This window comes from Thermocrispum municipale DSM 44069, assembly GCF_000427825.1.
GTDB lineage: Bacteria > Actinomycetota > Actinomycetes > Mycobacteriales > Pseudonocardiaceae > Thermocrispum > Thermocrispum municipale.
On sequence record NZ_ATYT01000009.1, the window covers coordinates 183,340 to 193,006 of the forward strand.

Genomic DNA, 9,667 nt, shown 5'->3' on the forward strand with positions numbered 1-9,667 from the left:
ATCGAACGATGCGGTGGCGGTCAGCGGGTGCCCGCCGTGCTGAGCACACTCTGACGAGAACTCATCCGGTGCACCAGCGATTGCACGATCTCCCCCGCCCGCACGGCGTTGTTGGACAGCAGCGACGAGGTGATCCCGTGCGTGTGCTCGGTGCTACCGCCTTGCAGGTATATCGCAGGGGTCAGACATTCATCGGTCACCACGCGATAGTCGCGCGCCACTCGCAGCCTGCCGCACTCGTCCCGGTGACAGCGCCGGGCCAGATCCCCCAGCAACGGCAACGAATCGTCGCACCGATAACCGGTGGCGAAGACGGCCGCGTCGACGTCGAGCACCGTGCGCTCACCGGTGAGCATCGACTCCACGGTCACCAACGCGCCCCGCCCGGTGTCCACCACGTCGACGGTGCGGCTGGCGTTGAACCACCGCAGCCGTTGGTTGCCGAGCACCTTTTCCCGATAGGACCGCCGGTACAACTCCTCGATCAGGTCCAGATCGACCACCGAGTAGTTGGTGTTGGCGTGGTAGTCCATCAACTTGCGCTTCATCGGTTCAGGGGCGTAGTAGAACTCGTCCACCGTCGCCGGGTCGAAGATCCGGTTGGCCAGCGGGCTGTCGTCGGCCGGGCTCATCCCGTAGCGGGAGAACACCGAGCACACCTCGGCGGTCGGGAACTTCTCGTGCAGGAACGCGGTGACCTCGGCCGCGCTCTGGCCGGCGCCGACCACGACGAACCGTTTGGCGTCGTCGGCGTCGATGCCGTCCACCTGGTGCAGCAGCTCGCTGCTGTGCCAGATGCGCTCCCCGCGGGCCACACCGTGCGGCAGCGTCGGGATCAGCCCGGTGGCCAGCACCAGATTCCGGGCCCGGTAGACGTCGCCGGCGCTGGTGACGACGTCCAGGTAGCCGATCTCGCCGTCCTGCTCCACCGGCCGCACCGCGGTGACTTCCCGGCCGTAGGCGACCTGGTCGGCGACCGCTTCGGCGCACCAGCGGAAGTAGTCGTTGAACTCCACCCGCAGCGGGAACAGGCTTTTGTGGTTGACGAAGTCGACCAGCCGGTCGTGCGCATGCAGATAGGACAGGAAACTGAACCGGCTGGCCGGATTGCGCAACGTGACCAGGTCCTTGAGGAACGACACCTGCATCGTGGCGTCGTCGATCAGCATCCCGCTGTGCCAGGCGAAGGACTCCTGCCGCTCCAGGAAGTGGGCGGTGAGCACCGGGTCTTCGGGCCGGCGTTGCTCGTCGTACTCGGCGAGCGCGATGGCCAGCGCCAAGTTGGCCGGGCCGAAACCCACTCCGACGAGGTCGTACACAGGCACAGTAGGTGACATATCAAGTCCGCTCCGTAGCCGGTCCGCTCAACGGAGGTTACCCTAACCTAAGTTAGGCTAGCCTTCATTACGGCGAACGGGGTGACGTTGATCTCCCCACCCTGCGCCACGCCCTGACCAGCACAAACAAGGAGGACCGCCGATGCGGATCGTCATGTTCGGGTACCAGACGTGGGGGCATCGCACGCTGCGCGCCCTACTGGACTCCGAGCACGAAGTGGCGTTGGTGGTCACCCACCCCGCGTCCGACCACGCCTACGAGAAGATCTGGTCGGACTCGGTGGCGGACCTGGCGGCGGAGCACGGCGTGGAGGTCGTCCTGCGGAATCGCCCGGACGACGACGAGCTGTTCGGCAAGCTCAAGGAGATCGACCCGGATCTGATCGTGGCCAACAACTGGCGCACGTGGATCCCGCCGCACGTGTTCGAGCTGCCCCGGTTCGGCACGCTCAACGTGCACGATTCGTTGCTGCCCGCCTATGCGGGCTTCTCCCCCATCATCTGGGCGCTGATCAACGGGGAGAAGCAGGTCGGCGTCACCGCGCACATGATGAACGAGGAGCTGGACGCGGGCGACATCGTCGTGCAGAAGGCGATCGACGTCGGCCCTCGGGACACCGCGACGGACCTGTTCCACCGCACCGTGGACCTGATCGAGCCGGTGGTCGGCGAAGCGCTCGACTTCATCGCGTCCGGCCGCCGCGACTTCGTCCCGCAGGATCGGTCCAAAGCGAGCTTCTTCCACAAGCGCTCGATCGAGGACAGCCGGATCGACTGGACCTGGCCCGCGGAGGACATCGACCGCCTGGTGCGCGCGCAGTCCGACCCGTACCCGAACGCGTTCACCTACCACAAGGGCAAGCGGCTGCGGATCGTCCGCGCTTCGGTCTCGCAGGGCCGCTACGGCGGGACACCCGGCCGCATCTTCATTCGAGAAGGCGACGGGGTCGTGATCGTCGCGGGCGCCGACGCCCGCTTCGGCCGTAACCATGGTCTGCGCGTCGAACGGGTCCGCACCGAGGACGGCACCGAGCTCGCCGCCACCGAGTACTTCCGCAGCATGGGTGGATATCTGACCGCCCATCCGTGAACTTGGCCGAATTTTGTTGCTGCGCACCCTTGCCACGTGTGGTGGAGTGGGAGCACCTACGGCGAGCTGTGAGGAGGCGTTCGACGTGCGTGTCCCTTTGACCATCGCAGACTTCCTCGATCGTGGTGAGTTCGGCTTCGGCCATCGCACGGCCGTGGTGGACGAACCACAACAGCCGGCCGATCCGGTAGCCGAGACGACGTATGCCGAGTTCGGTCGCCGGATCCGGGCGTGGCAGGCGGGACTCGACGAGCTGGGGATCGGCGAGGGGGAACGGGTGGCGGTCGTCAGCCACAACTCCGCCCGGCTGCTCGAGCTGCTGTTCGCGGTGCCGAGCAGCGGCCGGATCTGCGTGCCGATCAACTTCCGGCTGCGACGCGAAGAGGTCGACTTCATCCTGCAGCACTCCGGCGCGTCCGTGCTGCTGATCGACCCCGAGCTGGAGGAGACCCTCGACGGCATCGGCCCCAAGCACCGATTCGTCCTCGGCAGGCAGACCGAGGAGGAGTTGATGCGGTTCGACGTCGAGCCACGTCCGTGGTCCGAGCCGGACGAGGACGCGACGGCGACGATCAACTACACGTCCGGCACCACCGCCAGCCCCAAGGGTGTCGAGCTGACTCACCGCAACATCTGGATCGACGCGGTGACGTTCGCGATGCACGTGCGCGCGTGGGAGCGCGACGTGTACATGCACACGCTGCCGATGTTCCACTGCAACGGGTGGGGCATGCCGTTCGCCCTGGCCGGTCTGGGTGTCAAGCAGGTCGTGCTGCGCAAGGTCGACGGGACCGAGATCCTGCGGCGCGTGCAGGAGCACGGCGTCACGCTGATGTGCGGTGCTCCGGCGGTGTGGAACATGGTGCTGGACGCCGCGCGCGACTGGGAAGGCGAGATCCCCGGCCGCGATCGGGTGCGCATCGTGTGCGCCGGCGCGCCACCGCCGTCGCGCACCATCCAGCGCTTGCAGGAGGAGCTGGGCTGGGAGTTCCTGCAGATCTACGGCCTGACCGAAACGGCTCCGCTGTTGACGTTCAACCGCTCGCAGCCGGAGAGCGACGAGCTGCCCGGAGAAGAGCGCGCTCGCAAGCTGTCGCGCGCCGGCCTCCCGGCGCTGGGGGTGCGGCTCAAGGTCTCCGACTCCGGCGAGGTGCTCGCCCGCGCCAACGTGGTGCTCAAGTCGTACTGGGACAACCCGCAGGCTACCGAGGAGGCACTGGCCGACGGCTGGTTCCACACCGGTGACGGCGGCTCGTTCGACGAGGAGAACCACCTGGTCATCTCCGACCGGAAGAAGGACGTGATCATCACCGGTGGTGAGAACGTCTCGTCGATCGAGGTGGAGGACGTACTGTTCAGCCACCCGGCGGTGGCCGAGGTCGCGGTGATCGGTGTGCCCAGCGAGAAGTGGGGCGAGACGATCAAGGCGCTGGTGGTGAAGGAGAACGGCGCCGAGGTCACCGAGGAAGAGCTGATCAAGCACTGCAAGCAGCGGCTCGCCGGTTACAAGGCACCGACGTCGGTGGAGTTCCGGGACAGCATCCCGCGCACGGCGACCGGCAAGGTGCAGAAGTTCAAGCTGCGTGAGCCGTACTGGAAGGGCCGCACCCGCCAGGTGAACTGACCCGCAGACCAGGGTGCACGGCCCACCGGGAGCAGGGAACCCGGCGGGCCGTGCAGGTCACGGGGCCGCGGGGAGCGCGGAATCCGGAACCTCGTCCGGCTTGGCCTTGGCCAGGTTGCTCGCGAACGTCTCGTCGGAGATGCCGAGCGTGGCCGCGCCGAAGTCGGCAGCGACGAGCTGGTCGCGAATGCCGTCCGGGAAGCCGTCCCAGCCGACCAGCGCGGGGTAGTGCCAGCTGCCGTGGTGGTTCTCCGGCTCCTCGTCGGCCCGGGCCAGCCGGAAGCAGTGGGTGCTGATGCCGTCCTTGTGGTAGACGACCTTGGCGTGGGTACCCTCCCAGGCCACGTCCGAGGCGGGGTGCACCGCGTAGTTGCCGTGTTCCGACGTGGCGACGTAGCGGGCCTGGTCGTCGTGCACCCAGACCACGACGTGCTCGATGTCGTGCCGGTGGCCGCAGCAATCCCAGCCCGGCACGGCTTGGTCCTTCTCGAAATACAGGTCGTAGAGGTAGGCACACCAGCCGCTGGCGTCGTCGCAGTGCGCCCGCGAGTAGGCGTTGCTGTTGTCCAGGTCCCAGCTGTCCCGGCACTGGCCGTTGAGCGCGCCGGAGTTGTTCAGGCCGGGGTTGAGCGTGCCGTCGGGGCCGATCGCCGGTGTCGGATAACAGCCGTCCTTGTCGTAGTCGAACGCCGGCTGCCACTTGCCCTCGGCTTCGGTGTGGTTGGCCGGGAGAGCCTGAGGCGGGTCGGCCAGGGCGCCCGGGGCAGGCGCGAGAAGGACTGCCGCTGCCGTTGCCGCTGTGACAGCCAACCCCCGCTTGAGCATCGCCGCGCCTTTCGATCTCCCCGGTCGAAATGCGGTGACCGTAGCAACGGCGACGGGCGCAACACAGCCTCCGGAAGTCGGATCTTGCCCGTCACCCGGCAGCGGCGGGCTCGCGGGCACACACCGCGGTGGCGATCCGCACCAGCGGTTCCACCAGAGCGGCACCACTCGGTGGCCAAGCGAGCACCGTGGTGATGTGCGGAGCGTCGACGACCGGCCCGGCGACATGCTGCGGCCTCGAAGACGATGCTGAACGCGATCACGACCCAGGACGCGCGCAGGCTCGCCGACACCAACGTCATCATCAACGCCTGCTGCCCGGCTAGGTCGCCACCGACTTCACCGGCCACCAAGGGACGCGCACACCGCAGCAGGGCGCGGCGATCGCGATCCATCTCGCCACGCTGCCGGACGACGGGCGGCGGGGCAGCTTCTGCGACGACAACGGCGTCGTGCCCTGGCAGCGGTCAGTGAGCCGCCGATCGCAGGCCGTCGAACGCCACCTCGACCACGACGTCGGCCAAGTCGTCGGCGGCCCACTCCCGCTCCGGGCGGTACCACTCGATCAGCGAGTTGACCAGGCCGAACAACAGCCGAGCGGCCGTCGCCGGGTCCAGATCGGAGCGCACATCGCCCTCCGCCTGCGCCTGCTTCACCAGCTCGGTGACGCGCCGGTCGAACCGCCGCCGGCGATCCAACGCTTCGCGCTCGACCGTGGTGTTGCCCCGCACCCGCAGCAACACCGTGACGAACGGGAGCCGATCCGCCAGCACGTGCACGGCGCCCCGCACGAGGCGCTCCAGCCGCTCGACCGCAGGCCCTTCGGCGTCGCGCACCTCGTCGGCAATCGCGAACAATCCTTCGAGCGCGCGATCGACGATCAGCTTGAGCAGTTCCTCCTTGCCCGCGACGTGGTGGTAGATGGCCGCTTTCGTCAAGCCGAGGCGCTTGCTCAGCTCCTCCATCGACGTGCCGTCGTACCCGCGCTCGTAGAACAGATGCGCGGCGACCTCGAGCACCTGCTCCAGGTCGTACCCGGGACGGCCTCGCCTGCCCTGTTTGCGCGGCGCGGTCGTCGTCATTGCCCGTTGACCTGCACGACTCTGCTGCGTCCGCGGAACTCCGCCACCACCGGTCCGTCGATCGCACCGCGGCGCACGGTGACGTCGTAGATGCCGTTGCGTCCGTACCGGGTGCGTTCCTCGGCCACCGCGAACAACTCCTCGCCCTCCTTTGCCGGGGCGACGAACGTGATCTCGGCGCCCGAGGCGACCGTGGTCGGGCCGTGGCTGTTGCACGCGCAGGCAAAAGCCGTGTCGGCGAGCATGAACACATAGCCACCGTGCGCGATGCCGTGGCCGTTGACCATCTGCTCCGTCAGGCGCATGCGCACCACCGCATGGCCTACCCGCAGCTCGACCAGTTCCATCCCCAGTGCCGTGGAAGCGGTGTCCGCCTCCAGCATGCGGCGTGCGGCGGTTTCCGAACCCATGCGGACACGCTATCATTAATTACTAAACGAGCGGTAGGTAATTCGACCTGATGGGAAGGTCTTGCGATGACACCCTTGCGCAGCTACGTGTCCGGCGCCTGGTTCACCCCGAGCGACGAAGGGACACCGCTGCGCGACGCGGCGACGGGCGAGGAAGTCGCGCGGATCTCCACCAAGGGCGTCGACATGGCCGCCGCGCTGGAGTACGGCCGCACGGTCGGCGGCCCCGCGCTGCGCGAGCTGACGTTCCACCAGCGGGCCGCGCTGCTCAAGGCGCTGGCCTCCTACCTGCGGGAACACCGCGAGGAGCTCTACCAGCTCTCCTACCGCACCGGCGCGACGCTGGGTGATTCGAAGTTCGACATCGACGGCGGGATCGGCGTGCTGTTCGCCTACAGCAGCAAGGGCCGCCGGGAGATGCCGAACTCACACGTCTACCTCGACGGCGGGCTCGAGCCGCTGAGCAAAGGCGGCACGTTCCACGGCCAGCACATCGCCACCCCGATGCGCGGCGTGGCGGTGCAGATCAACGCGTTCAACTTCCCCGTCTGGGGTCCGCTGGAGAAGTTCGCGCCCGCGTTCGTCGCCGGGGTGCCGAGCTTGATCAAACCTGCCAGCCAGACGGCGTACCTGACGCATCGCCTGGTGGAGCTGATCGTCGAGTCGGGCATCCTGCCCGAGGGGTCGATCCAGCTGGTGTGCGGTTCCGCAGGCGACCTGCTGGACCACCTGACCGAGCAGGATCTGGTCGGTTTCACCGGCTCGGCCGCCACCGCGCAGAAGCTGCGCACCCACCCGGCGATCGTGCGTAACAGCGTGCGCTTCACCGCCGAGGCCGACTCGCTGAACCTGTCCATCCTCGGCCCGGACGCCAAGCCCGGAACCACGGAGTTCGACCTCTACGTCAAGCAGCTGGTCACCGAGATGACGGTAAAAGCGGGCCAGAAGTGCACGGCGATCCGCCGCGCGTTCGTCCCCGCCGACCTGATGGACGCGGTGGCGGAAGCCGCGTCCGAGCGGCTGGCCAAGGTGACGGTCGGCAACCCGGCCGCCGAGGGCGTTCGCATGGGCGCGCTGGCCAGCTTGGAACAGCGCGAGGAGGTACGCCGCTCGCTGAAGGCGCTGACCTCGGTCGCCGATGTCGTCTTCGGTGACCCGCAGCATGTCGACGTGGTCGACGCCGACGCCGAGCGCGGCGCGTTCCTCTCCCCCGTGCTGCTGAAGGTCTCCGATCCCGAGCTGCGTGAGCCGCACCAGGTCGAGGCGTTCGGCCCGGTCTCCACGCTGATCCCCTACACCGCCACCGAGCAGGTCATCCGGCTCGCCGCGCTGGGCGAGGGCAGCCTGGCCGGGTCGGTGGTCACCGCCGACGAGGACTTCGCCCGCGAGGTGGTGCTCGGTGTCGCGCCGTGGCACGGCCGGTTGCTGGTGCTCGACGCCGAGGACGCCAAGGAGTCCACCGGCCACGGTTCGCCGCTGCCCGGCCTGGTGCACGGTGGCCCGGGTCGCGCGGGCGGCGGCGAAGAGATGGGCGGCGTGCGCGGCATCCTGCACTACATGCAGCGCACCGCGGTGCAGGGCAGCCCGAAGATGCTCAGCGCGGTCACCGGCACCTGGGTGCCCGGCGCGCCGCGCAACACCGATGTGCACCCGTTCCGCAAGTCGCTGGCCGAGCTGCGGGTGGGTGACTCGGTGGTCGCGGGTCCGCGCACGGTCACCCGCGAGGACATCGACCACTTCGCCGAGTTCACCGGCGACACGTTCTACGCGCACACCGACGAGGAAGCGGCCGCGGCCAACGAGCTGTTCGGCGGCATCGTGGCGCACGGGTACCTGGTGGTGTCGTTCGCCGCGGGCCTGTTCGTCTCCCCCGAGCCCGGGCCGGTGCTGGCCAACTACGGCCTGGAGAACCTGCGGTTCCTCACGCCGGTCAAGCCGGGCGACGAGCTGACCGTGACGCTGACCTGCAAGCAGATCACCCCACGGGAGAACGCCGACTATGGCGAAGTGCGGTGGGACACCGACGTCACCAACGCGGCTGGCGAATCGGTCGCCAAGTACGACGTGTTGACGCTGGTCGCCAAGGAATACCCCGCCACCGACGCGGGAGGGCAGCAATGACGCAACTGCAAGAACACTTCGAGCGCACCATCGAGCGTGATCAGCGCATCGAACCGCGCGACTGGATGCCCGAGGGTTACCGCAAGACGCTGATCCGGCAGATCGCGCAGCACGCGCACTCGGAGATCATCGGCATGCAGCCGGAAGGCAACTGGATCACCCGCGCGCCCTCGCTGCGCCGCAAGGCGATCCTGCTCGCCAAGGTGCAGGACGAGGCCGGGCACGGGCTGTACCTGTACTCGGCCGCCGAGACGCTGGGTGCCGACCGGGGAGAGCTGACCGAGCGGCTGATCAACGGGCGGCAGAAGTACTCGTCGATCTTCAACTACCCCACGCTGACGTTCGCCGACGTGGGCGTGATCGGGTGGTTGGTCGACGGCGCGGCGATCTGCAACCAGGTGCCGCTGTGCCGCAGCTCGTACGGGCCGTACGCGCGGGCGATGATCCGCATCTGCAAAGAGGAGTCGTTCCACCAGCGGCAGGGTTACGAGCTGCTGATGACGATGATGCGCGGCACCGAGGAGCAGCGGCAGATGGTGCAGGACGCCACCAACCGCTGGTGGTGGCCGTCGCTGATGATGTTCGGCCCGCCGGACGACCAGTCGCCGAACACCGCGCAGTCGATGGCGTGGAAGATCAAGCGGCACACCAACGACGAGCTGCGGCAGAAGTTCGTGGACATGACGGTGCCGCAGGCCGAGGCACTCGGTGTGACGCTGCCGGATCCGGACCTGAAGTGGAACCCGGAGCGCGGCCACTACGACTTCGGCGAGATCGACTGGGCGGAGTTCAAACGGGTGCTGGCCGGCAACGGCCCGTGCAATGCCCAGCGGATCGCCACCCGTCGGCGCGCGCACGAGGAAGGCGAATGGGTGCGCGAAGCCGCTGCTGCCCACGCGCGCAAGCAGCGAGAGCGGCGGGAGGTCGCTGCCTAATGTGTTTGTCAAGCAGCGGTAGCCGTGTTTCGCCGGTAGTCGGGTTGGTAGGGCTGGCGGGNGCGCAGCAGTGCGTGCAGGACGTTGATGCGTCGTCGGGCCAGCGCGATGAGGGCCTGGTGGTGTCGTTTGCCCTCGGCGCGTTTGCGGGCGTAGAAGGCCTTGCTGGCCGGGTCGCGCTGGATGGCGCAGAACGCCGACTGGTAGAAGACGAACTTGAGGGTCTTGCTGCCGGCGGTGGCG

At 68.2% G+C, this 9,667-nt stretch carries 8 protein-coding genes and 1 pseudogene; 4 read left to right on the top strand and 5 right to left on the bottom strand.

Annotated features, from left to right (window positions below):
* Positions 1-20: 20 nt before the first annotated feature.
* A complete protein-coding gene (locus YWM_RS0111590; RefSeq protein ID WP_028850868.1) occupies positions 21-1,337 on the bottom strand; it encodes a lysine N(6)-hydroxylase/L-ornithine N(5)-oxygenase family protein in 1,317 nt (438 codons plus the stop codon).
* A 142-nt stretch (positions 1,338-1,479) separates the two neighbouring features.
* Between YWM_RS0111590 and YWM_RS0111595 the strand changes: the two genes are divergently transcribed.
* Positions 1,480-2,427 carry a methionyl-tRNA formyltransferase gene (locus YWM_RS0111595; protein WP_028850869.1) on the top strand — a complete coding sequence of 316 codons (948 nt, stop codon included), beginning with the start codon at positions 1,480-1,482 and terminating at the stop codon, positions 2,425-2,427.
* An 85-nt stretch (positions 2,428-2,512) separates the two neighbouring features.
* Positions 2,513-4,051 (top strand): AMP-binding protein, encoded by a 1,539-nt coding sequence (locus tag YWM_RS0111600; RefSeq protein WP_028850870.1) that lies wholly within the window; start codon positions 2,513-2,515, stop codon positions 4,049-4,051.
* Positions 4,052-4,108: 57 nt separating this feature from the next.
* Here YWM_RS0111600 and YWM_RS23280 read toward each other — a convergent pair whose 3' ends face one another.
* The 3 genes from YWM_RS23280 to paaI all read right to left on the bottom strand — a co-directional run bounded on the left by YWM_RS23280 (position 4,109) and on the right by paaI (position 6,368).
* Positions 4,109-4,876, bottom strand: a complete 768-nt coding sequence (locus YWM_RS23280; RefSeq protein WP_052344806.1) for an NPP1 family protein — start codon at positions 4,874-4,876, stop codon at positions 4,109-4,111.
* A gap of 467 nt (positions 4,877-5,343) precedes the next feature.
* On the bottom strand, positions 5,344-5,958 hold the full coding sequence (locus YWM_RS0111610) for a TetR/AcrR family transcriptional regulator (protein WP_028850871.1): 615 nt from the start codon (positions 5,956-5,958) through the stop codon (positions 5,344-5,346).
* On the bottom strand, positions 5,955-6,368 hold the full coding sequence (gene paaI, locus YWM_RS0111615) for a hydroxyphenylacetyl-CoA thioesterase PaaI (RefSeq protein WP_028850872.1): 414 nt from the start codon (positions 6,366-6,368) through the stop codon (positions 5,955-5,957). The genes YWM_RS0111610 and paaI overlap by 4 nt, the downstream gene beginning before the upstream one ends.
* Positions 6,369-6,434: 66 nt before the next feature.
* Between paaI and paaZ the strand changes: the two genes are divergently transcribed.
* Together paaZ and paaA are read left to right on the top strand one after the other, a co-directional pair.
* Positions 6,435-8,489, top strand: a complete 2,055-nt coding sequence (gene paaZ / locus YWM_RS0111620) for a phenylacetic acid degradation bifunctional protein PaaZ (protein ID WP_028850873.1) — start codon at positions 6,435-6,437, stop codon at positions 8,487-8,489.
* The gene (paaA, locus tag YWM_RS0111625) at positions 8,486-9,424 is read left to right on the top strand and encodes a 1,2-phenylacetyl-CoA epoxidase subunit PaaA (protein WP_028850874.1); all 939 of its coding nucleotides are present in this window, start codon (positions 8,486-8,488) and stop codon (positions 9,422-9,424) included. The genes paaZ and paaA overlap by 4 nt, the downstream gene beginning before the upstream one ends.
* A gap of 8 nt (positions 9,425-9,432) precedes the next feature.
* On the opposite strand, the pseudogene YWM_RS26870 reads toward paaA, so the two are convergent.
* Positions 9,433-9,667: pseudogene (locus YWM_RS26870) on the bottom strand (IS110 family transposase); the annotation flags it as partial.

Excerpts from the sequence above, each read along its gene's own strand:
- paaA (WP_028850874.1), top strand. The coding sequence starts at position 8,486 with ATGACGCAACTGCAAGAACACTTCGAGCGCACCATCGAGCGTGATCAG.
- YWM_RS23280 (WP_052344806.1), bottom strand. The coding sequence starts at position 4,876 with ATGCTCAAGCGGGGGTTGGCTGTCACAGCGGCAACGGCAGCGGCAGTC.
- paaI (WP_028850872.1), bottom strand. The coding sequence starts at position 6,368 with ATGGGTTCGGAAACCGCCGCACGCCGCATGCTGGAGGCGGACACCGCT.
- paaZ (WP_028850873.1), top strand. The coding sequence starts at position 6,435 with ATGACACCCTTGCGCAGCTACGTGTCCGGCGCCTGGTTCACCCCGAGC.
- YWM_RS0111610 (WP_028850871.1), bottom strand. The coding sequence starts at position 5,958 with ATGACGACGACCGCGCCGCGCAAACAGGGCAGGCGAGGCCGTCCCGGG.
- YWM_RS0111590 (WP_028850868.1), bottom strand. The coding sequence starts at position 1,337 with ATGTCACCTACTGTGCCTGTGTACGACCTCGTCGGAGTGGGTTTCGGC.
- YWM_RS0111595 (WP_028850869.1), top strand. The coding sequence starts at position 1,480 with ATGCGGATCGTCATGTTCGGGTACCAGACGTGGGGGCATCGCACGCTG.